The following is a 21657-nucleotide window of genomic DNA, read 5'->3' on the forward strand; positions in this document are numbered from 1 at the left end:
AATCCTCCTTGATTCGTGGTGGGCGTCAGTGGTCCTGGCGGTAGTTCCGGAGCTTCCCGGGATCGATTTCGGCACCGAGGCCGGCGCCGGGGCGGACGGTGAGTTCGCCATCGACGACACGCAACGGCTCGGTGAGCAGGTCGTCGCTCATGTCGAGGAAGTTCGAGAGTTCGCCGGGGCGGCGGGACGTCAGCTCGTAGGCCGAGCCGAACGCGACCGTGCACAGTGAACCGAGCTGGCCGTCGATCTGGTTGCCCATCACGACTTCGAGGCCGAGTCCTTCGGCGAGGTGGTGGGTGCGCTGCGAGCGAGTGAAGCCGGTGCGGGCGGTCTTGATGCTGATCGCGGTGGCGGAGCCGCCGAGGATCTCGCGGGTGACGTCGGCCGGGGTCACCGCGGATTCGTCGGCGATGAACGGCACGTCGAGCTGCCGCACGAGCCAGCGCCTGCCGAGGACGTCGTCGGCGGGGCACAGTTCCTCGGCGAAGAGCAGCCCGAGATCGGCCATCTCCCGCATCGCCCGAGCCGATTCGGCGGCGGTCCAGCCGCGGTTGCCGTCGACGTAGAGGTCGACGGCGTCGCCGAAGTGCTCCCGCAGCGCGCGCACGACGGCGGTGTCGAGCGATGCCGGACGACGGCCGACCTTGACCTTGAAGGTGGTGATGCCGTGGGTCTCCCGCATCCGCTCGGCCTCGGCGACCATCGCGGAAGGCTCGTCGAAGCCGAGCATGTGGGACACGCGCATGCGGTCGGTGTAGCCGCCGAGCAGTTCGGTGACCGACACGTCGAGGCTGCGGCCGAGCGCGTCCCAGATCGCCATGTCGATCGCGGATTTCGCGGTCGGATTGCCGACCGTGCGGGCGAGCCGGGTGTGCACCGTTTCGCGGTCGAGCAGGCTGAGGCCGACCACCTGCGGGGCGAACAGGGAGTCGATCACCGCGACGATCCCCGCCTGGGTCTCGCCGTAGGTGAACGGCCGCGGGGGCGCTTCGGCCACGCCGACGACGCCGTTGTCGGCGTGCACCCGCACGAGGACGTGCTCGGCGACGTGCACCTCGCCCGACGCGAATTTCAACGGCTTCCGGTACGGGATGGCGAACGGGATCGCCTCGACTCGCGTGATCTTCATCAGGTGCCCTCGGTGGTGGGAAAGACGTCCTTGAGCGCGTCGAGGACGGTCGTGACGAGCGGGGACGGAGTTTCGCGGTGCCAGGCCAGTGCCAGCTCCACGGTCGCCGCTCCGGCGAGGTCTCGGAACACGACACCGGCCAAAGGGAGCGCTCGGGCCGAAGCGGGCACCACGCCGACCCCCAGGCCGCCGGCGACCAGCGCCAGCAGGACCGCGGTCCCGGAGGCCTCGTGCAGCTGAGGGGGCGTGAGCCCCGCCTCCCGGCAGCTGCGGGCGACGGCGTCGTACACGACGGAGTTGCGCCGGTCGTAGGTCACGAGCGGTTCGGTCCGCAGCTCCGCCATCGCGACGACGGGTTCGGCGGCCAGCCGGTGGTCGGCGGGGACGGCGAGGACCAGCGGCTCGCGCTCGATCACCCGGAAGCCGATGTCGTCCCCGGTGACCGGCGGGCGGAGCACCCCGATCCCCAGCGTCCCCGTGCGCAGGCGCTCGCACTGCTCGGCGGTCAGGAGATCGGCGCGGATCTCCAGCTCCACGTCCGGCACCCGCTGGGCGAGCGCCCTGGCCAGCCGCGGCAGATGGGAGAACGCCGCGGTACCGGTGAACCCGACCCGGAGCAGGCCCCGTTTGCCCTCGCCGATCCGGCGGACACCGCGCACTCCCACGTCCAGCCCCGCGAGGACGCGCCGGGCTTCGGCCAGGAAGAACTCGCCCGCCGGTGTCACGCGGACCTGCCGGGTCGTCCGAGCCAGGAGGACGACGCCGAGTTCCTCCTCCAACTGACGGATGGTGTGCGAGAGCGCGGGCTGCGCGACGTGCAGCCGCTCGGCCGCCCGGCCGAAGTGACAGGTCTCGGCGACGGTGACGAAGTAGCGCAGGTGACGAAGTTCCATGAGATGCCTCCCTCCGTTGCCTCTGCCGCCGATCCGTTCACGGTACGAAGCGGACTCATCGAAGACAAAGACTTGGTTCCGGTCTATTGATAAACAGCGGTTATCAATCGCAGCATAGGTCAGGTTGGGTGGACGTGAGTGGCCGCCCGTCGCGAACCGTCCTTTTAGGACTTGGGGCGGTTCCGGTCATTGGACCTGGCCGGATTGATTCGTATGCCCGGATGAACTTTTCCGCCGCTCTCGTCGTTCCGCACGAATCGGTGACGCCGGTCACCGGCATAGCATCCCGGGAACTGCGGCCGACGCTTTCCCGGACACGAGGTGGAACATGGCGAAACTTTCCGAAATCGACGCCTGGTTGGAAGAGAACCTTTCCGCCCTGCTGGCCGAACACGGGGTTCCCGGCGCGGCCGTCGCGGTCCTCGCCGGCGGCGAGGTGATCGACCACGCGGCGGGCGTGCTGAACAAGGACGCCGGTGTCGAGTCCACAGTGGATTCGGTGTTCCAGATCGGCTCGATCACGAAGGTGTGGACGACGACGCTGGCGATGCAGCTCGTCGACGAAGGCCTCCTCGACCTCGACAAGCCGGTCCGGAGCTACCTGCCGGAGTTCGTCCTCGCCGACGACGACGCGGCGTCGCGGATCACCGTCCGGCAGCTGACCTGCCACACGTCCGGTTTCGAAGGCGACATCTTCACCGACACCGGCGTGGGCGACGACTGCGTGGAGAAGCTGGTCGCGACGCTGTCCGACGTGCCCCAGTTGTTCCCGCCGGGGGAGATGTTCTCGTACAACAACGCCGCCTACTGCGTGCTCGGCCGCGTCGTCGAGGTGCTGCGGGGCAAGTCCTACGACGACTGCCTGCGTGACCATCTCTTCGCCCCGCTGGGACTGACGCACGCGGCCGCCGGGCCGTACGACGCGATCCGGTACCGCGCCGCGATCGGGCATCTCGCGCCGTCGCCCGGCGACGAACCGCGGCCCGCCGGAGTCTGGGCACTGGCCCGGTCGAACGCCCCCGCCGGATCGATGCTCTCGATGCGCCCGCGCGACCTGCTCACCTTCACGCGGATGCACCTGTCCGAAGGCAGGGCCGACGACGGCACCCAGGTGCTCCGGCCGGAAACCGTGCGATCGATGTGGGAGCGCCAGGTCGAGCTGCCCGACCTCGGCCTGCTGGGCGGCGCATGGGGTCTCGGCTGGATGCTCTTCGACTGGCCGGGAGGCCCGGTGATCGGCCACGACGGCGGCACCATCGGCCAGTCGGCCTTCCTGCGGGTGGTCCCGGGCCGCAACGTCGCGGTCGCCCTGCTGACCAACGGCGGCCGTCCGCTCCACCTGTACGCGGACATCTTCCGGAAGGTGCTGGGCGACCTCGCCGGCGTCGAGGTCCCCGCCCTGCCGGAGCCGAACGCGGCGGCGGCCCCGGCCCATCCGTCCCGGTACGTCGGCGAGTACTCGTCGCGGGTGGCCGACACCGTGGTCAGCCAGGACGACGAGGGCAAGCTGTGGATCGAGCGTGTTCCGAAGGGGGTCATGGCCGCTACGGGCGGGGAAGCCGAGAAGACGGAGTTGCTGGCCTACAAGGACGACACGCTCGTCGCGGCCTACAAGACGCTGCCCGGCCTGCACATGCCGCACGCGTTCGTCGGCGACGACGGCAACGGCCGGGCGCTGTACCTCCACACCGGGCGCGCCGACCGGCGGGTGAGCCGGTGAGCCGGATCGCCGACGAGATCGAGGCGGTCTTCGCGGCCGCCGGGGCGCGGGGATTCGTGCACGCGCGGGAGGTCGGCGTCTCCGACGGACCCGAAGTCGCCGTGGGCGCGGACGATCCGGTCGTGCTCGCGTCGGTGTTCAAGATCCCGGTCGCCCTCGCCTACGCCAGGGAAGTGGTGGCCGGGCGGCTGGACGAGACCGAGCGGACCCGGGTCACCGCCCGGTACCGGATCGGGGGGATCGGCACCGCGGGCTGTGCGGACGACGTCGAGATGAGCTGGCGCGACCTGGCCCATTTCATGCTGACGATGAGCGACAACGCCGCGACCGACCTCGTCTACCACCGGGTCGGGCAGAAGGCCGTCGACCGAGTGCTCGCCGATCTCGGGCTCGCCAGGACACGGTTGATCGGCTGCTGCGAGGACCTCTTCGCGTCGGTGATCGCCGATCTCGGCGCGAAACCGGACGACGATCTGGAAGCCGTCTTCGCCGCCGCCACGCCCGAACAGCTGTGGAAGCTCTCGGTACTCGACCCGGAACGCACGACGTCGTCGACCCCGCGGGAGATCACCGCGCTGCTGGACGCGCTCTGGACCGACCGCGCGGGTGACCCGGCCGCCTGTGAACGCGTGCGGAGGATCATGGCCCAGCAGATCTGGCCGCACCGGATGTCGTCCGGATTCCCCGCCGGCGTGGCGGTCGCGGCCAAGACCGGGACGCTTCCCGCCGTCCGCAACGAAGCGGGTGTCGTGTCCGATGTGGACGGTCGTCGGTACGCCGTCGCGGTGTTCACCCGCGCCGAATCCCTCGCCGACCGCCTGCCCGCGGTCGACGCCTCGATCGGCACGGCGGCGCGCCTTGCCGTGGACCACCTTCGCGCCCTTTCCGTCAAACCGTAGGAGAACCGCATGAAGACAGCTCGGCTCACCGCCGCCATGGCGGGCGTGGTGGCCTTGACCGTGAGCGCGTGCGGGGGGACGTCGCAATCCGGGGAGGACCGGACCGCGAACCAGAAACTGACCGACGGCAAGACCTTCACGATGGGCCTTCCGACCGATCCGGGGACGCTCGACCCGGCCGTCACCGTGCTGTCGATCGCCCGGCAGATCGGCCGGTTCCTCTACGACGGCCTGATCCACCTCGATTCCGCGGGCAAGCCGGTGGCGGGGCTGGCGGAGAAGTGGGAGGCCACGACGACCACGGCGAACTTCACCCTGCGCGACGGGGTGAAATGCGCGGACGGTTCACCGCTGACCGCACGGGACGTGGCCGCGAACATCAACCACGTCGGCGATCCGGCGACCAAGTCCCCGCTGACCGGCGTCAGTGTCAAAGCGGGGACGAAGGCGGTCGTCGACGACGCCGCCAGGACCGTCACGGTCACCAGCGGGGCACCGGATTCGTTCCTGTTGCGCAACGTGGCGGCCGTGCCGATCGTCTGCGCCAAGGGGATGGCGGACCGGGCGTCCGTCGCGAAGGGACAGCACGGCACCGGCATGTTCACCATGACCGAGATCGTGCCGAACGACCACTACACCCTCACCCGGCGCAAGGACTACACCTGGGGCCCCGGTGACTGGAAGAGCGAACAGCAGGGCCTGCCCGAAAAAGTGGTCTTCCGGGTCGTGCCGAACATGACGACGACGGCGAACCTGCTGCTGTCCGGGGAGCTCAGCGCCGCGCAAGTGACCGGACAGGACCAGCAGCGGTTGCGGTCGCAGAAGCTGTTCCACGCCGACATCGTCGTGCCGATGGGGGAGATCTTCTTCAACCAGGCACCCGGCAGGCCCGGTCAGGACCAGGCGGTGCGCCGGGCGCTGACCCAGGCGCTCGATTTCGGCCAGATCGGCAAGGTGCTCACCACCGGCAACGGGCAGCCCGCCAAGGGACTCGTCACCGGAGAACCCTTGGCGTGCCCGGGTGATTCGATCAACGGCAAGCTGCCCGCCTTCGACGTCGCCGCGGCGAAGTCCGGGCTCGACGCCGCGGGCTGGACGCCCGGCCCGGACGGAGTGCGGACCAAGAACGGCAAGCGGCTCGCCCTCACCGTCGTCTACGGCACCCAGGTCGGGCCGACGATGGTCTCGGCCGCGGAGCTGGTCCTGCAGTCCTGGAAGAACATCGGGGTCGAGGCCACGATCAAGGCCGTCGACGGTCCCGGTACCAGCCAGGTGCTGTTCGGCACCGGTGACTGGGAGGTGTCGCTGGCACCGCTGGGCTTCGTCCTGCCCAGCCAGGCCGTTCCGTTCGCCTCCGGCGCGAAACCGCCGGAGGGCACGAATTTCGCGCATATCGAGAATCCCCGGTACACCGAGCTCGTGGGCAAGGCGTCGGCGCAGGCGGGCGAATCCGGTTGCGGGGACTGGCTGGCCGCCGAATCCGCGCTGTTCGAACGACTCGACGTGGTGCCGTTCGTGAATTCGACCATCCCGACCTTCGCGAACGGTGCGCGGTTCGAGATGAACCAAGGCCAGATCCTGCCGTCGTCGATCCGGATGTACTCCTGATGACGAGCGCCGTCGCGACGGCAGGCCCGCGGAGCAGTCCTTGGCTGTCGTTCGGGATCCGCCGCCTCGGCCGGTTCGCGGTTTCGCTGTGGGTGCTGGTCACCACGGCGTTCCTGATGATCCAGCTGATCCCCGGCGATCCGGTCCGCGCGGCGCTCGGGCTGACCGCGCCCGCCGAGCTGGTGAACGCCCGGCGGGCCGCGCTCGGCCTCGACGACCCGCTGTGGAAGCAGTATGTCGACTATCTCGCCGGTCTCTTCTCGGGCGACTGGGGTACGTCGATGACCACCGGGGTGCCGGTCGCGGACGTCATCGGCGACCGGCTCCCCGCGACCCTGGAGCTGGCGTTGCCCGCCTTCGTGGTGGTCATCGCGATCGCGATCCCGCTGGGCCTGCTGTTCGCCGTGCTGACCCGGGGCGGCCGCCGTCGCGGCGGGGAACTGGCGTTCACCTCGACGACGGTCCTGCTGGCCGCGATCCCGGAGTTCCTGGTCGCGGTGGCACTGGTGGCGTTCTTCGCGGTCCAGCTGGGTTGGTTCCCGGTGGCGGGCAGCGAGGGTCCGGGCGCGCTAGTGCTCCCGGTGATCGCGCTGGCGCTCGGTCCGGCGTCGGTCCTCGCCCGCATCGTCCGTGTGGAAACACTTTCCGTACTGGGCAACGACTTCATCCGCACGGCGCGGGCGAAACGGTTGCCCGCGCGGCTGGTGTACCTGCGGCACGCGTTGCCCAACGCGGTGACCGCGACCCTCACCATGGGCGGGCTGATGCTGACCGGGATGGTGGCGGGAACCGTCCTGGTCGAGAACGTGTTCGCCTGGCCGGGGCTCGGTTCCACCATCGCGCAGTCGATCCTGCAGAAGGACTACCCGCAGGTGCAGGGAATCGTGCTCGTCTACGGCATCGGTGTGCTGCTGGTGAACCTGACGGTGGACGTGCTGCTGGCCGTCCTCGATCCGCGTTCGACGATCCGGGAGAACTGAGATGGCGAATCCGCGCGGAGCGAAATGGCTCGGGGCGCTGCGCACACCGCTGGGCGCGTGCTCGGCCGCACTGCTGGCACTGGTGATCGTGCTCGCGGTGCTGGCCCCGATCCTGTGGCACGACAAGGCTTTCGAGATCGACACGAACGCGATCGGCCAAGGACCGTCGGCGGCGCATTGGCTGGGCACCGACGACCTCGGCCGCGACATCCTCTACCGCGTGCTGGTGGCGACCAGGCTGTCGATCGTGCTGGCGTTGCTCGCCACGGTGATCGGGGTGGTGACCGGGCTCGTGCTCGGCACACTGCCCTCGGTGCTGCCGCGTCCGCTCGCCCGGCTGGTGATCGCGGCGGTCAACATCGCGGTCGCCTTTCCCGGGCTGCTGCTGGTGTTGTTCTTCTCGGTCATCTTCGGTGTCGGGACGCACGGCGCGGTGCTGGCGGTCGGTTTCGCGCTGGCTCCGGCGTTCGCGCGGCTGGCGCAGACGATGGCCGCTTCGGTGGCGGGACGGGATTTCGTCGCGGCGGCCAGGATCTCCGGTGTCGGCCGGATCCGGTTGCTGTTCCGGCACATCCTGCCCAACATCGGCGAACCGCTGGTGGTCAACGCGACCATCGGCGCGGGCGGGGCACTGCTCGCTTTCGCCGGTTTGTCGTTCCTCGGCATCGGTGTGCAGGCCCCCGAATACGACTGGGGGCGGATCCTCGGCGAAGGACTCAACGGCATCTACGTCAATCCGGCGGCGGCGCTGGCGCCGGGTGTCGCGGTCGTCCTCGCGGGGCTCGCCTTCAATCTGGTGGGGGAGACCGTCGCCGGGGTGATCGGTGTGCGCACCGGGCTGCGCAAGCTCGCACCGCGGCCGGTCGCTCCGGCCAGGGAAGACGCCGCCGAGAGTCGCGACGACGCCGTGCTGGTGGTGGAGAACCTCCAGGTCGCGTTCCCGAACCCGGCGGGCTGGACCGTTCCGGTGCGCGGGGTGGGTTTCACCGTCCGCGCCGGTGAGGCGATCGGTGTCGTCGGCGAGTCCGGCTCGGGGAAGAGCCTGACGGGGCTGGCGGTGTCGCGGCTGGTCGAAGCGCCGGCCGTGGTCACCGCGGACAGACTCGAATTCGCCGGGAAACCGCTGCTGACGAGCCCGGAACGGGAGCTGCGCGGCCTGCTCGGCACGTCACTGGCGATGGTCTTCCAGGATCCGATGACCTCGTTCAACCCGACCAGGCGGATCGGCCGCCAATTGGCCGAAGTCGCCGAACAGCATCAGGGACTGCCGCGGGCCAAGGCCTTCGAGCGGGCCGTGGACCGGTTGCGCGCGGTGCGGATCCCCGCCGCCGAACGGCGGGCGCGGCAGTATCCGCACGAGTTCTCCGGCGGGATGCGGCAGCGCGCCATGATCGGCATGGGCCTGATGGGCGACCCGAAGCTCATCATCGCCGACGAGCCGACCACGGCGCTGGACGTCACTGTGCAGCGGCAGCTGCTGCGCCTGCTGGCGCGGACCAGGTCCGAACGGGACACGGCGATCGTTCTGATCAGCCACGACATCGCGGTCGTTTCGCAGACTTGCGAACGGATGCTGGTCATGTACGCGGGCCGGGTGGTGGAGGACCTGCCGACCGCCGGGACACCGCGGCATCCGTACACGCGGGCCTTGCTGGCCGCGACGCTCGACCTCGAGACCGATCGTGACGCGCCGCTCGCGGTGATCCCCGGCCGCCCGCCGGAACCGGACCGTGTGCCGAACGGCTGCGCTTTCGCCGACCGGTGCCCGGCGGTGACCGATCGGTGCCGTCTCGAGGACCCGGTGCTGGAGCGCGTGGAACCCGGGCATCGCGTCGCTTGCTGGTATCCGGCGCCGCTTTCCCAGCCTGTCAAGGAAACCGTGACCGCCGGAGGTGCGGAGTGAGCGATCTCGTCTTCGACGCGGTGAGCGTGCGCTACGGTGGACGGCGCGGGCTCACCGCCGTCGACCGGGTCGGGCTGACCGTCCCTTCCGGACAGGTCGTGGGACTGGTCGGCGAATCGGGATCGGGGAAGTCGACGCTGGCCCGCGCCGCCGTCGGGCTCTCGCCGATCAGCGCCGGACGGGTTCTGCTGGGTGGCGTGGACGTCCGCGAACTGCCCCGCCGCCCGCCGTTGCAGATGGTGTTCCAGGATCCGTATTCCTCTTTGGACCCCCGGATGAGCATCGGGGAATCGATCATCGAAGCGATCCCGCGCGGCGTCCTCCCCGGGCGCGCGGCACGCCGCGACGAGGTCGCCCGGCTGCTGGAGCTGGTCAACCTCGATCCCGAACGCGCCGTCCACCTGCCGGGGCGGCTTTCCGGCGGCCAGCGGCAACGGGTGGCGCTCGCCCGTGCGCTGGCCGGGCGGCCCGAGGTGCTGATCGCGGACGAGATCACCTCCGCGCTCGACGTCTCGGTGCAGGGCGCGGTGCTCAACCTCGTCCGGTCCGTGCAACGGCGGCTCGGCCTGTCGATGCTGTTCATCTCGCACAACCTCGCGGTGATCCGCTATCTCAGCGACATCGTCGCCGTGATGTACCTCGGCCGGATCGTCGAGGTCGGCCCGGCCGAACAGGTGCTCACGGATCCGCGGCATCCGTACACGCGTGACCTGCTCGCCGCGGCGCCGTCGGCGACCGCTTCGCTGCTCGGCACCGGCGCGGACGAGGCGACCGCCGACGCCGAGCCCGCCGACCCGCACCATCCGCCCGGCGGATGCCGGTATCACCCACGCTGCCCGGTCGGCCCGCTCGTGCGGGCCGACCGCGACCTTTGCCTCCAGGCGGATCCCGCCGACGGCGCGGCACACCGGCGTCATTCGGCGGCCTGCCACTTCAGCGACAACGAGCTCACGACCTCCAGAGGAGCAAGCGCATCATGACCCGACGTCTCGGTCTCGACGACCTGTACGACATCGCCGTCCCCAGCCAGCCTTCGCTGTCCCCGGACGGTGACCGGATCGTCTACGTCCTGCGCACCGCGGACCGTGACGAAGACCGGAACGTGAGCACGCTCTGGGAGGTCGGCGCGACCGACGGCGAAGCCTGGCGGCTCACCCGCGGAACCGCCGACATGGCGCCGAAATGGGCGCCGGACGGCACGCGGATCGCGTTCCTCCGCGCCCAGGACGGGCCGCCGCAGGTGTGGTTCCTGCCGTCGTCGGGCGGGGAGGCCGAGCAGGTCACCGAACTCCCGCTCGGGGCGGGCGCCCCGGTCTGGAGTCCGGACGGCGGCAAGATCGCCTTCTCGGCCGCGGTCGACCTGGCCGGCGGAGAAGCCGCGCCGAACGCCCCGGTGGCGGCCGATCGGCTGGACTTCAAGGCCGACGGCGCCGGGCTGATCAAGACCGTCCGCAAGCATCTGCACGTCCTCGACGTCGCCACGCGCGAAGTCCGGCAGGTCACCTCCGGCGACTGGCACGCCAGTGATCCGGCCTGGTCGCCCGACGGCACGCACCTCGCCTTCTCGTCCGGGCAGGACGGCGACGCAGACTTGACCTTCCGTTCCGGTGCCTATGTGGTCGACGTGACCGCCAGGACCGCCGAGCCGCGGCTGATCGGCTCCGGTGAGGGCATGGCGGGCACGGTCGGCTGGTCCGCCGATGGTGCCGCGCTGCTGGTGGTGGGCCGGGCCGACACCCAGGTCGGTCATCTCGGGTTGTGGCGTGTCCCGCTCGACGGCGGGGCCCCGGTCGAGCTGACCGCGTCCCTGGACCGCAACGTGATGCCCGGTGGCCCCGGCTATCCGGGAGCCCTGCCGCAGCTGACGGAGGACGGCGCCGTGTTGTTCGGCGTCCGGGACCGCGGCTGCACCCATCTGTACGAAGTGGACGGTGAGAGCTCGCGTGCGGTACTGGCGGGCGCGGATCGCGTGGTGTCCGGAATGGACATCGCGGCCGGGCGGGTCGTGGTCGTCATGGCCACCGGAGATTCGTTCGGCGAAGTCGCCGTCGTCGACCGGGCCACCGGCGCCGTCGACGTGCGCACGAAGCACGGCGCCTCCGTGGCCGAGGTCGAGCTTTTCCGCCACGAGGAGAGGGAATTCACCATTGGCGACGGCACCGTCGTCCACGGCTGGCTGCTGCGGGACCCGGCGCGATCCGGCGCCGCGCCACTGCTGCTCGACATCCACGGCGGACCGCACAACGCCTGGAACGGCGCCGCCGACTCGATCCATCTCTATCACCAGGCGCTCGTCGCGCGGGGCTGGGCGGTACTGCTGATCAACCCGCGGGGCAGCGACGGCTACGGCGAGGACTTCTACACCGCCGCCGTCGGCGGATGGGGTGTCGCCGACGCGGCGGACTTCCTCGAACCGCTGGATCACCTTGTCGCCGAAGGGATCGCCGACGCCGACCGGCTGGCCGTGGCGGGTTACAGCTACGGCGGCTTCATGACCTGTTACCTGACCAGCCGCGACAGCCGTTTCGCCGCCGCCGTCGCCGGTGGGGTGGTCAGCGACCTGACCAGCATGGGCGGCACGTCCGACGCCGGGCACTACCTCGCCGTCGGCGAACTCGGTGGTCCGGCGTGGGACAAGGCCAACGAGCGGTTCTCGCCGTTCGCCCAGGTCGAGCGGGTGCGAACGCCCACGCTCGTCATCCAGGGCGCGAAGGACGACCGGTGCCCGGTCGGGCAGGCCGAGCAGTGGTTCGGTGCCCTGCGCGCACGGGGCGTCCCGTCCCGGCTGGTGCTGTACCCGGACGCCTCGCACCTGTTCATCCTCGACGGGCCGCCGTCGCACCGGCTCGACTTCAACCGGCGTGTCCTCGGCTGGGTCGAGCAGTACACGGCGCCGGCCGACGGGCCTTCACGGGTGCCGATCGAGGCGGCGCACTGGCGGCGACGGCTGGCCGAACTGGCCCGCAAGCACCGCGTTCCCGGCGCGGCGCTCGGCATCGCCCGGATCGGTGATGACACCGAGGTGCTCGCCTCCTATGGCGTGCTGAACACGAAGACGGGGGTCGAGGTCACCGACGACTCGGTGTTCCAGATCGGCTCGATCTCCAAGGTATGGACCGCGACCGTGGTGATGCGGCTGGTCGACGAAGGTCTCCTCGAACTGGACGCGCCGATCGCGGACGTCCTGCCGGAACTGCGGCTGGCCGATCCCGGTGTGGCCGGGAAAGTCACCATGCGGCACCTGCTGACGCACACCAGCGGTATCGACGGCGACGTCTTCACCGACACCGGCCGCGGCGACGACTGTCTCGAACGCTACGTCGAGATCCTCGACCAGGCCGCGCAGAACCATCCTCTCGGCGAGACGTTCTCCTACTGCAACTCGGGTTTCGTGGTCATGGGCCGGGTGATCGAGAAGCTCACCGGGCTGACCTGGGACGCGGCGATGCGCGAGAAACTGTTCGCCCCACTCGGTCTCACCCACACCGTGACCCTTCCCGAGGAGGCCTTGCTCTTCCGGGCGGCCGTCGGTCACGTCGCCAACGGAGACGAGGATCCGGCGCCGGCGCCCGTCTGGGGACTGCCCCGGAGCATGGGGCCCGCCGGGCTGATCACCGCCACTGCGAAGGACGTGCTCGGCTTCGCACGGCTGCACCTCACCGGCGGGCTGACCCCGGCGGGGGAACGGATCCTGACGACGGACTCGGCCACCGCGATGGCCGAGAAGCAGACCGACATCCCCGACAAGCATTCGCTCGGCGACTCGTGGGGGCTCGGCTGGATCCGTGACACCTGGAGCGGGCAGCGCGTCATCGGCCACGACGGCAACACGATCGGCCAGTCGGCGTTCCTCCGGCTCCTGCCCGACCAGGGGCTCGCCATCACGTTGCTCACCAACGGGGGCAACACCCGGGACCTGTATGTCGAGCTGTACCGGGAGATCGTCGCCGAACTCGCCGACGTGGCGATGCCGCGGCCGCTCGAACCGCCCGCGACTCCGGTCACCGTCGACGGGTCGAGGCATGTGGGCGGCTACGAACGGGCAGGCGCGCGGATGGACGTGCTGGCGGCGGGGGAGGGGCTGCGGCTGCGGCAGACCGCCACCGGACCGCTCGCCGAACTCCTGGCGGAGAAGACGCAGGAGTTCGATCTGGTCCCGGTGACCGACTCGCTTTTCCTCTGCCGAGAGCCCGGGACGCGGACGTGGATGCCGGTCACCTTCTACACGCTGCCGACCGGGGAGCAGTACATGCACTACGGCGTGCGTGCGACGCCGAAGACGTCCTAGCCGCCCGTGATGCCCGTGAAGGCCTCCTTCACTACCTTCAGGGTAGGCAAGGAGGCCTTCACGGACAGGTCAGCTTTCGGCCTTGACGTACAGGCGCACGGTTCCGCCGCGATGGGTGCGGAAATAGTTCTGCAACTGCGCGCTGCTCGCGACGCATCCGGCACTGGTGAAATCGTTCTCGCCCGTTCTGGGAAGTACGACGGAACATTGCGCGAGATAGCTGAACTTGTCCGGCCACAGCACGAAGAACGTCGCGGTTCCGGAACCCGTGCCGCCGTTGTTGCGGAAGACGGCGCTCATCGAGCAGGCGTTGTCGTTGCACGGTCCGTTCCACTGCGAGGAGCGGACCTGGAAATCGGGTCGTGCCGGTGGCGTCGTCCGGGCGGCCCGGGTGGCGGGCGCTTCCGCCGTGGTCCGCGCCGGTTCCCGGATCGGCCGCGACACGGTGGTCCGCGGCACGCTCGTGGCCGCGGCGAGCGGCCGTGAAGCCGACGTCTGGCTGGTGGGGGAGGGCGCGAGGCCCTTCAACGGATTGAACCCGGTCAGCGTATTGACGGCCGCCAGAATGGCGAAGACCCCACTGATCGTGCCGACGATGACGCCCCACTTCTTGTAGTCCGGCTCGTCATCGGTCTTCTTCGACTCGTCCCCCGACATCGCCCCATTCTACGGGCAGACCCCCTTGTGACGGAAAGAAGAATTCGCCGTTCTTAAGTCCGTGAAGGCCTCCTTCCCTACCGTCAGGGTAGGCAAGGAGGCCTTCACGGACTTCCCGCCCGACGCCAGAGCCATGATTCACCGGCCTTCTCCCGGGTACCCGAAGATCGAAAGCGGAACCGACGAGACAGGAGATACCGTGCACACTTCAACGCTCCGGCAGGTCACCGTGCGCGAAGGACCGTTCGCGTCGGTCTATTTCGACAACTCGCACGACACCGAGGACGCCGCCGCGCGACTGGACCTGCGCTGGCGGTCGATCCGCAAGCAGCTGGCCGACGAAGGCGCCGAGGAACGGACACTCAGCGCGCTCGACGCGGCCGTGACTGCCGCGCCGCCATCCGAAGGCAGGGCCGGGCGTGCCCTGGTCGCCGAGGGCGGGGAGATCGTGCTCGACGAGGAGCTCGTGGAGCCGCCGCTCCGTGAGGTCGTCCGGGTCGCGCCGCAGCCGTATCTGCTCCCGCTTCTGCGGCTTTCCCCGGCGGTCGTGCCGCATGTGGTGGTGGTCGTGGACAAGACGGGCGCCGATCTGTACGCGGTCGGCGAGGACGGTGCCGAGGAGCGGACCGTCGAGGGCGAGGACCACCCGGTGCACAAGGTGCGCGGCGGTGGCTCGGCCTACTGGAACATCCAGCATCGCGTCGAAGCCGTCGCGGAACGCAACGCCGCGGAGGTCGCGCGGGAGGCGGTCAAGCTCGCGGACACAGTCGGCGCCGAGGTGCTGGTGCTCGCGGGCGAAGTGCAGGCGCGGGCGCTGGTACGTGACGAACTCCCGCCGCGGGGGACGGCGAAGGTCGTCGAGCTCGAAGAAGGCGGCCGGGCGGACGGGAGCGCGCCCGAGGCGCTCGAAGCCGAGGTGCGGCGGGTGCTGGCGGAGCACGCGGAACGCCGTCGCCAGGACGTGATCGACCGGTTCCGCGCCGAACAGGGGCGCGACGGCGGGCCGGCGGTGGACGGGCTCGCGCGAACGACGGCGGCCCTGCGGTCGGCCGCCGTCGAGACGCTGCTGATCGACGGCGAGTCGCTGGCCGACCGGCTCGTCTGGGTCGCGGGCGACCCGACGCAGGTCGCGACCACGAAGGAGGATCTCGAACTGTCGGGGACCGGCGCGGAAGCTCTCACGCGGTGTCGCGCGGACGAAACGCTTCCGGCGGCCGTGCTGGCCGAAGGCGCGGATCTCGTCCCCGTCAGCGGTGAGGGCCTGGCCGAGGGCGTCGGCGCGATCCTGAGGTTCGCGGTCTGATTTCAGCGCGCGCCGGTGCCGTCGCGTTCCTCGCGGCTGGCCCGGTCCGCGCGGTGAGGACGGCAGAACGTGCACACGAGGGTCTGCCCGACCTCACCACCGTTGTCTCCTCGGAGGGCGGGCGGTGGCCCTGCCGCATATCCTGGCTCGGTTTCGCCATGCCCCCGAGGAGCCCTTGTCACCCGAACGACATAATGCTCAGGACGTGGCGACGGCGTCGCGTGCCTTCTCGCCGCCGGCGACCGCGCTTTCCCGCGCGCAGTGGGCGCAGCAGAAGAACCGGTCCTCCACCTGGATTCCGTGCCCGATGACGCGGCATCCGCAGTGTTCGCAGCTCGGCGCCAGCTGGTGGATCGCGCATTCGAAGGAGTCGAAGGTATGCCTCGCTCCTTCGACGGTCTGGATCTCGAACGTCTTCTCGTAGTCGTTTCCGCAGACTTCGCAGGTGGCCATCGGGGCTTCCTCCTCCGGTTCGGTGTTCATTTCTCGGCGAGCAAAGGGATCCGGCCACCGGCGAGGACGGCTTCGAGCCGGCCGGGGGCCGACAGCGTAGTCCTGGCGAACGAGCGGGCCGGAGTGCGCGCGTCAGCCATGTCGATGGGCTACCCGGCTCGGTTCTCCGGCAATCACGGCCGCGTACATGAATCGAGGCGAAAAGGGGTAATCACCAGGAGGTGATTCGTATGGAACGACCAGGTCCGATCCGCTGGATGCAGTACGTCTACGGACGGCGGCTGCCCGAGCGATACCGGGACTGGGTCCTGCACGACGCGACGGCGCGCACGTGGCTGCTGCGCTTCGCCGTCCGGATCTGTTTCGAGGCGCTGCCGTGGCTCGTGGCCGCGTTCGTGCTCCTGGTGACGCTGACGCCGTTGCCGGTGGCGCCGGTGCTGGGCGCGCTCGTGCTGAGCCTGTTCCTCGCGCTGTTCTTCACGATGACCAGCGCGGACGAACTGGCCGAGGTCCGGCTCGGCAAACACGGTTTTCCGCGCGGCACCGGCAAAGCGGTCCGGTCCGCCCGGGGAGGCTCGGGCAGCTGGCCCTGATCGGGCTAGCCCGGAGCCGGGTCGCCTGGCACTACCAGGCCGGATTCGTAGGCGAGCACGACGAGCTGCGCGCGGTCGCGGGCGTGGAGTTTGGTCATGGCGCGGTTGACGTGGGTCTTCGCGGTCAGCGGGCTGATCACCATGCGGTCGGCGATTTCGTCGTTGGACAGGCCCCGAGCGACCAGGGTGACGGCTTCGCGTTCGCGGTTGGTCAGCTCCTTCAGCCCAGTGCCCGTGCCGGCGCCCGGCGGCAGGGTGACGTACCGGTCGATCAGCTTGCGGGTGATCGATGGCGCGAGCAGCGCGTCGCCACGTGCGGCCACGCGGACGGCGTGCAGGAAGTCTTCGGGTTCGATGTCCTTGACCAGGAATCCCGCCGCGCCCGCCCGCAGCGCGTCGAAGACGTACTCGTCCAGGCCGTAGTTGGTCAGGATGACGACGTGTACGCCGGACAGGGCCGGATCGGCGGCGATGCGCCGGGTCGCCTCGATGCCGTCGACGACGGGCATCTGGATGTCGATGAGCGCGATGTCGGGCAGGTGCTTCCTGGCGAGCGCCACGCCGTCGCTCCCGTCGGAGGCTTCGGCCACGACCTCGATGTCTTCCTCGACGTCGAGCAGCGCGCGGAAGCCGCTGCGGAGAAGCGGCTGATCGTCGACCAGCAGGACACGGATCATGCGGTTCGCTCAACGGGCAGTTCGGCCCGGACGGAGAAACCGCCCGAGTTTCGCGGTCCGGCGTGGAGACTGCCGCCCAGGGCGGTGACCCGTTCACGCATCCCCAGCAGTCCGACGCCGGGCACCGGTGCGGTGTCCGGAGCGGCCCAGCCGTCGTCGTCGACCCGGATGGCGAGAGCGCCGGGGCGGTGGTCGATCCGGACGGACGCGGTCGTGGCCGCGGCGTGCCGGGCGATGTTGGTCAGCGATTCCTGGACGATCCGGTACGCGGTGCGGTCCACCGCCACGGGCAGGCCGGGCCGCCGCCCTTCGACGACGAGCGTCGCGTCCAGGCCGGTCGCCTTCGCGCGTTCCACCAGGTCGGGGATCCGGTCGAGCCCGTGCGGCGCATTCGTTCCCTCGTCACGCAGGGCTTCCAGGGTCGCCCGCAGTTCCCGGGACGCCTCACGACCGGCTTCCCGGATCGCCAGCAAGGATTCCGGCACCGGCTCACCCCGTTTGGTCGCCAGGTGGACGGCGACTTCGGCCTGCACCTTGATGACGGAGATCTGGTGGGTGAGCGAATCGTGCAGCTCCCGCGCGATGTGCAGGCGTTCCTCGTCGGCCCGGCGCCGCGCAGTCTCTTCGCGGGTGCGTTCGGCCTCGTCGGCCCGCCGTTCTGCCTGGCGCATCGCCTCACCCGCCGCTCCGGCGGCGATCAGCCAGGCCAGCTGAAGCGCGTCCCGGCTCTGTGCGAGTGCCTCGCTCACGGTGACGGCGTTGGCGGAGGCCAGGAGGAAGAGCGGGAGCGCGGCGACCATGAGCAGCGATCCCGCGACGGCGACGACCCGGTGACCGGCCCGGACGGCGGCGTAGACCGCGACCAGGTAAGCGACGACAGGAACCTCGAAGCCGAGGGCCTGGTATCCCAAGGCGCACACCCCGGTCACGGCCAGCACCGTGACCGGCGCCCGGCGGTGGGCGACGAGCGCCAGGCCACTGGCGACCAGCACCACGTGGCCCAGCGGGTCGAGGCTCGTCGTGGAGTCCACACCGGACAGTCCCGTGACGAGCAGGACCGCCGTCACCCCGGCGGCGATCACCCAGTCCCACACCCTGCTCACGCGTGCACCCTAGCCAGCTGCCCGCCCTGGCGACTCCTCCACGCGGACCATCCGCGGTCTACCGCGCACGCGGTAGTCCCGGCGTTCCTGCCGCATCGGCGGCAGCCCGGATTGCCTGCGTTCACCGGACGCCCTCGGCGGCCCCGGCGGACACCATCAAGGGACATCCGGCCATCGAACGAAGGAATGCCCCATGTCGGTCCATCTGCTGTCCGAGCCGCTCGCCGCCGCCTACCTGACTCCCGGGCGTCTCTGGTCCTTGGTGGCCGCGCTGGCGGGGGTGATCGGGGTGATCGCCGGAGGGTTCGCCCTCGCCCGTCTCCGCTCCGGCACCACCCGGCGCGCGGCCATCGTGGCACTGACGGCGGGGCTGTCCGGCATGGCGGGCGGTGGTTTCGTCGTGGCCGCCGCCGAGGGCGGGCCCGGCACCGGCTACGGAATCGTCGGCGGTTTCGTCGCGCTGGTGATCGGGTCGCTCGCCGCGATCCTCGGCTGGCTTGCCCTGTCACGTGCCCGTCGCGCCGTCTCGACTGTCCACAAGGGACACTCTTCGGGGAGGGAGCGGTCTCGTGAGTGGTAAGGACGGTTAGAACCGTCCTTACCACTCACGAGCCCCAGCGCACGCGAAACGGCCACCCGCGTACCGGCAGCACCTTCAGCCGAGTACCCATCGTGATGCGGAAGCTCAATGCGCCGGGTAGCGGGTGCGAAGTTCGTCCGCGGTCTTGCCTTCGGTCAGCTGGAGGAGATAGGCGTCCACCGGGGCGTGGGAGCTGAGTTCGGTGAAGTGCCGGTGGACGATCGCTTCGACCTCCTCGCGTCGGGCGGGAAAGCGTTCGGTCAGCGCGTCGATCAGTTTCTCGAGGTTTTCGTCGCTGGGTGGGAGGTGTGGCGGGTCTGCGGTCATGACAACTCCACGATCTCGGGAGACGGCACCACGCGACGATAACGTTCCCGGGCGCCGAGGTCTAGATATATCAACCTGTATTGATGTAACTTGGGCACGTGGCGACCGTTGAGATGTCCGAGCCGCCGCCGTTCGTGCGGCTGGCGAGTGATCCGCTGCGCTGGCGGCTGCTGCGCGAGTTGTCCCACGGCGACCGCCGGGTGCGCGAACTGGTGGAACTGGTCGGGCAGCCGCAGAACCTGGTGTCCTATCACCTGCGCAAGCTGCGAGCGGCGGAGCTGGTCAGGGGGCGGAGAAGCAGTTTCGACGGTCGTGACACCTACTACCACCTGGACCTCGGGCGGTGCGCGGACGCGCTTGCTGAGGCGGGGAGTTCGCTGCATCCCGCGCTCGTGCCGAACCCGGCGGACGTGAACAGCGCCGGTTCCCGGCTCAAGGTGCTCTTCGTGTGCACCGGCAACAGCGGACGGTCCCCGATGGCCGAGGCGCTGCTGCGGCACCGGGCCGGTTCGACGGTCGAGGTGGCCAGTGCGGGCAGCCATCCGAAACCGCTGCATCCGGACGCCGTGCGCGCCATGGCCGAGCGCGGCATCGCCCTCGACCACGAGCCGTCCCATGTGGATGGTCTACGGAACAGACGATTCCATTGGGTGATCAGCCTTTGCGACCGGGTCCGCGAGGTCTGCCCGGAGTTCCCCGGGCATCCGCGCGTCGTCCATTGGAGCCTGCCGGACCCGGCACGGGAAATCGACGACGCGGGCGAGACCTATCCGGCGTTCCGTCGCCTCGCCGCCGAACTGGACCGGCGGATCGGGTTCCTGACCGCCCAGCTGAAGAACCTGAACGATGAGGTGAAGTGGACATGACTTCGGATCTGGTGAGTGTGCGTTACCTGGTCGACGACGTCGCGGCGGCCGTCGAGTTCTACACCGGGCACCTGGAATTCACCGTGCGCTCGAGTGTGCTGCCCGCGTTCGCGGACGTGGTGCGCGGAAATCTCCGGCTGCTGCTCAGCGGTCCGGAGAGTTCGGCGGGCCGTCCGATGCCGGACGGGACCAAACCGGCGCCGGGCGGCTGGAACCGCATCCATCTCGTCGTCGGCGACATCGACGCCGAAGTCGCCAGGCTGCGTGCGGCGGGCGTCCGGTTCCGCAGTGACGTCGTGACCGGTCCGGGCGGCCGCCAGATCGTGTTCGACGACCCGGCGGGCAATCCGGTCGAACTGTTCCAGCCCACGGCCCGTTGACCCCGCACGGCGAGCAGGAGCCCGCGATGCCGGACGAGTCCACTCAGGACGCCGTCGCCACACCTGGCCTGGGAACCGTCCTGCGGGAATGGGGCCGGATCGGCTGCATCGGTTTCGGCGGTCCGCCCACCCATATCGCCCTGCTCCGCAAGCTGTGCGTGCAGCGCCGGGGCTGGCTCTCGGATCAGGAGTTCGAGGACGCGATCGCCGCCTGCAACCTGTTGCCCGGCCCGGCTTCGACCCAGCTGGCGATCTTCACGGCGTGGCGGGTGCGCGGCCGCGCGGGGGCGCTCATCGGCGGCGCGGCGTTCATCGTGCCCGGTCTCATCGTGATCTTGGCGCTGGCCGCGCTGTTCCTCACCGGATCGCCGCCGGCGTGGGTCCGTGGCGCCGGTGCGGGAGCGGGTGCGGCGGTCGCCGCCGTCGCGGTGCACGCGGGTGTCGGCCTGATCCCGGCGGGATGGCGGCGTGCGGCCACGACGGGGCGCGTGCGCTGGGCTCTGTACGTCGTCGCGGGTGTCGCGTCGGCCGCCTTGCTCGGTCCGTGGCTGGTGCTCGTCCTGCTGGGCTGCGGCCTGATCGAGCTGACCGTGAACCGCTCACGCCGCGGCGAGTCCACGGCCGCCCTGTTCGCCGTCCCCGTCCAATCCTTGGCCGCCGCGGCAGCGGGCGTCGGCGTCTTCGCGTCGGTGGCGTGGGTGGCGCTCAAGGTCGGGATGCTGTCCTACGGCGGCGGTTTCGTGATCATCCCGCTCATGCAGGACGACGCGGTGAACACCTACCACTGGATGACCGCGGGGGAGTTCCTCAACGCGGTCGCGCTCGGCCAGGTCACCCCGGGCCCTGTGGTGCAGACGGTCGCCGTCGTCGGCTACGCCGCGGCGGGGCTCGCCGGCGGCATCCTCGCCTCGCTGGTCGCCTTCACCCCGTCGTTCCTCTTCATTCTCTTCGGTGCCAAGCATTTCGACCGGCTGCGCGGCAACCCGAACGTGCGGGCGTTCCTCGACGGCGCCGGACCGGCCGCCGTCGGCGCCATCCTCGGCTCGGCGATCCCGCTCGCGCTCAGCCTGACCCAGGCATGGCAGTACGCCGTACTCGCCGGCGCCGGGGTCCTGCTGTTCGTGTTACGGCGCGGAGTGGTGACCACGATCCTGATCGCGGCCGGTGCCGGAACCGTCCTCGCGCTGGCCGGAGCGCTCCTGCCGAGTTAGGCACTGTCCTGCAAGTCATGTCCGCGGTCTTCGCGCCCAAGCGGCCCCTGACGGCACGGGGGCTCAGCCGAGTACAACCCGGTACGA

20 protein-coding genes are annotated in these 21657 nt (G+C 70.2%); 13 read left to right on the forward strand and 7 right to left on the reverse strand.

Annotated features, from left to right (window positions below; translation table 11 throughout):
• Positions 1-25 precede the first annotated feature (25 nt).
• Entirely contained in the window at positions 26-1129 is a 1104-nt protein-coding gene (locus AC069I_RS30870; protein ID WP_478227984.1) for a mandelate racemase/muconate lactonizing enzyme family protein, read from the reverse strand.
• Entirely contained in the window at positions 1129-2022 is an 894-nt protein-coding gene (locus tag AC069I_RS30875; RefSeq protein WP_478227983.1) for a LysR substrate-binding domain-containing protein, read from the reverse strand. The genes AC069I_RS30870 and AC069I_RS30875 overlap by 1 nt, the downstream gene beginning before the upstream one ends.
• 328 nt (positions 2023-2350) lie before the next feature.
• On the opposite strand from AC069I_RS30875, the gene AC069I_RS30880 reads away from it, so the two are divergent.
• From AC069I_RS30880 to AC069I_RS30910, 7 genes are read left to right on the forward strand one after another with little or no spacing between them, the layout of a single operon-like run.
• Positions 2351-3742 (forward strand): serine hydrolase domain-containing protein, encoded by a 1392-nt coding sequence (locus tag AC069I_RS30880; RefSeq protein WP_478267007.1) that lies wholly within the window; start codon positions 2351-2353, stop codon positions 3740-3742.
• Positions 3739-4641: a serine hydrolase gene (locus AC069I_RS30885; protein WP_478267008.1), complete on the forward strand. Its 903-nt coding sequence runs from the start codon at positions 3739-3741 to the stop codon at positions 4639-4641. Before AC069I_RS30880 ends, AC069I_RS30885 begins: the two co-directional genes overlap by 4 nt.
• A gap of 9 nt (positions 4642-4650) precedes the next feature.
• Entirely contained in the window at positions 4651-6249 is a 1599-nt protein-coding gene (locus tag AC069I_RS30890) for an ABC transporter substrate-binding protein (RefSeq protein ID WP_478267009.1), read from the forward strand.
• Positions 6249-7229 (forward strand): ABC transporter permease, encoded by a 981-nt coding sequence (locus AC069I_RS30895; protein ID WP_478227979.1) that lies wholly within the window; start codon positions 6249-6251, stop codon positions 7227-7229. Before AC069I_RS30890 ends, AC069I_RS30895 begins: the two co-directional genes overlap by 1 nt.
• Position 7230: 1 nt before the next feature.
• A complete protein-coding gene (locus AC069I_RS30900) occupies positions 7231-9132 on the forward strand; it encodes a dipeptide/oligopeptide/nickel ABC transporter permease/ATP-binding protein (RefSeq protein WP_478267010.1) in 1902 nt (633 codons plus the stop codon).
• A complete protein-coding gene (locus tag AC069I_RS30905; protein ID WP_478267011.1) occupies positions 9129-10112 on the forward strand; it encodes an ABC transporter ATP-binding protein in 984 nt (327 codons plus the stop codon). Before AC069I_RS30900 ends, AC069I_RS30905 begins: the two co-directional genes overlap by 4 nt.
• Entirely contained in the window at positions 10109-13420 is a 3312-nt protein-coding gene (locus AC069I_RS30910; RefSeq protein ID WP_478267012.1) for a serine hydrolase, read from the forward strand. Before AC069I_RS30905 ends, AC069I_RS30910 begins: the two co-directional genes overlap by 4 nt.
• 69 nt (positions 13421-13489) lie before the next feature.
• On the opposite strand, the gene AC069I_RS30915 is transcribed toward AC069I_RS30910, so the two are convergent.
• Complete coding sequence (locus tag AC069I_RS30915) at positions 13490-14077, reverse strand: hypothetical protein (RefSeq protein ID WP_478227975.1); 588 nt, start codon at positions 14075-14077, stop codon at positions 13490-13492.
• A 199-nt stretch (positions 14078-14276) separates the two neighbouring features.
• Between AC069I_RS30915 and AC069I_RS30920 the strand changes: the two genes are divergently transcribed.
• Complete coding sequence (locus tag AC069I_RS30920) at positions 14277-15380, forward strand: Rv2629 family ribosome hibernation factor (protein WP_478267013.1); 1104 nt, start codon at positions 14277-14279, stop codon at positions 15378-15380.
• A gap of 198 nt (positions 15381-15578) precedes the next feature.
• Here the strand turns inward: AC069I_RS30920 and AC069I_RS30925 are convergent, their stop codons facing one another.
• The gene (locus AC069I_RS30925) at positions 15579-15833 is read right to left on the reverse strand and encodes a Prokaryotic metallothionein (RefSeq protein WP_478227973.1); all 255 of its coding nucleotides are present in this window, start codon (positions 15831-15833) and stop codon (positions 15579-15581) included.
• 230 nt (positions 15834-16063) lie between these two features.
• On the opposite strand from AC069I_RS30925, the gene AC069I_RS30930 reads away from it, so the two are divergent.
• A complete protein-coding gene (locus tag AC069I_RS30930) occupies positions 16064-16426 on the forward strand; it encodes a DUF5313 family protein (RefSeq protein ID WP_478227972.1) in 363 nt (120 codons plus the stop codon).
• A 5-nt stretch (positions 16427-16431) separates the two neighbouring features.
• Here AC069I_RS30930 and AC069I_RS30935 read toward each other — a convergent pair whose 3' ends face one another.
• Together AC069I_RS30935 and AC069I_RS30940 are read right to left on the reverse strand one after the other, a co-directional pair.
• Positions 16432-17103, reverse strand: coding sequence for a response regulator (locus tag AC069I_RS30935; protein WP_478233084.1), 672 nt, complete (start codon positions 17101-17103; stop codon positions 16432-16434).
• Positions 17100-18206, reverse strand: a complete 1107-nt coding sequence (locus AC069I_RS30940) for a sensor histidine kinase (protein ID WP_478267014.1) — start codon at positions 18204-18206, stop codon at positions 17100-17102. The genes AC069I_RS30935 and AC069I_RS30940 overlap by 4 nt, the downstream gene beginning before the upstream one ends.
• Before the next feature lie 193 nt (positions 18207-18399).
• On the opposite strand from AC069I_RS30940, the gene AC069I_RS30945 reads away from it, so the two are divergent.
• A complete protein-coding gene (locus AC069I_RS30945) occupies positions 18400-18786 on the forward strand; it encodes a DUF6223 family protein (protein ID WP_478227969.1) in 387 nt (128 codons plus the stop codon).
• Between the two features lie 105 nt (positions 18787-18891).
• On the opposite strand, the gene AC069I_RS30950 is transcribed toward AC069I_RS30945, so the two are convergent.
• Complete coding sequence (locus AC069I_RS30950; protein WP_478227968.1) at positions 18892-19113, reverse strand: three-helix bundle dimerization domain-containing protein; 222 nt, start codon at positions 19111-19113, stop codon at positions 18892-18894.
• Positions 19114-19226: 113 nt separating this feature from the next.
• Between AC069I_RS30950 and AC069I_RS30955 the strand changes: the two genes are divergently transcribed.
• The 3 genes from AC069I_RS30955 to chrA are packed head-to-tail and all read left to right on the forward strand — an operon-like array spanning position 19227 to position 21570.
• Complete coding sequence (locus AC069I_RS30955) at positions 19227-19979, forward strand: arsenate reductase/protein-tyrosine-phosphatase family protein (protein ID WP_478228103.1); 753 nt, start codon at positions 19227-19229, stop codon at positions 19977-19979.
• Positions 19976-20359, forward strand: a complete 384-nt coding sequence (locus AC069I_RS30960) for a VOC family protein (RefSeq protein WP_478227967.1) — start codon at positions 19976-19978, stop codon at positions 20357-20359. Before AC069I_RS30955 ends, AC069I_RS30960 begins: the two co-directional genes overlap by 4 nt.
• Positions 20360-20385: 26 nt before the next feature.
• Entirely contained in the window at positions 20386-21570 is a 1185-nt protein-coding gene (gene chrA / locus AC069I_RS30965) for a chromate efflux transporter (protein ID WP_478227966.1), read from the forward strand.
• Positions 21571-21657 lie beyond the last annotated feature (87 nt).

This window comes from Amycolatopsis sp. NPDC043885 (assembly GCF_056435685.1).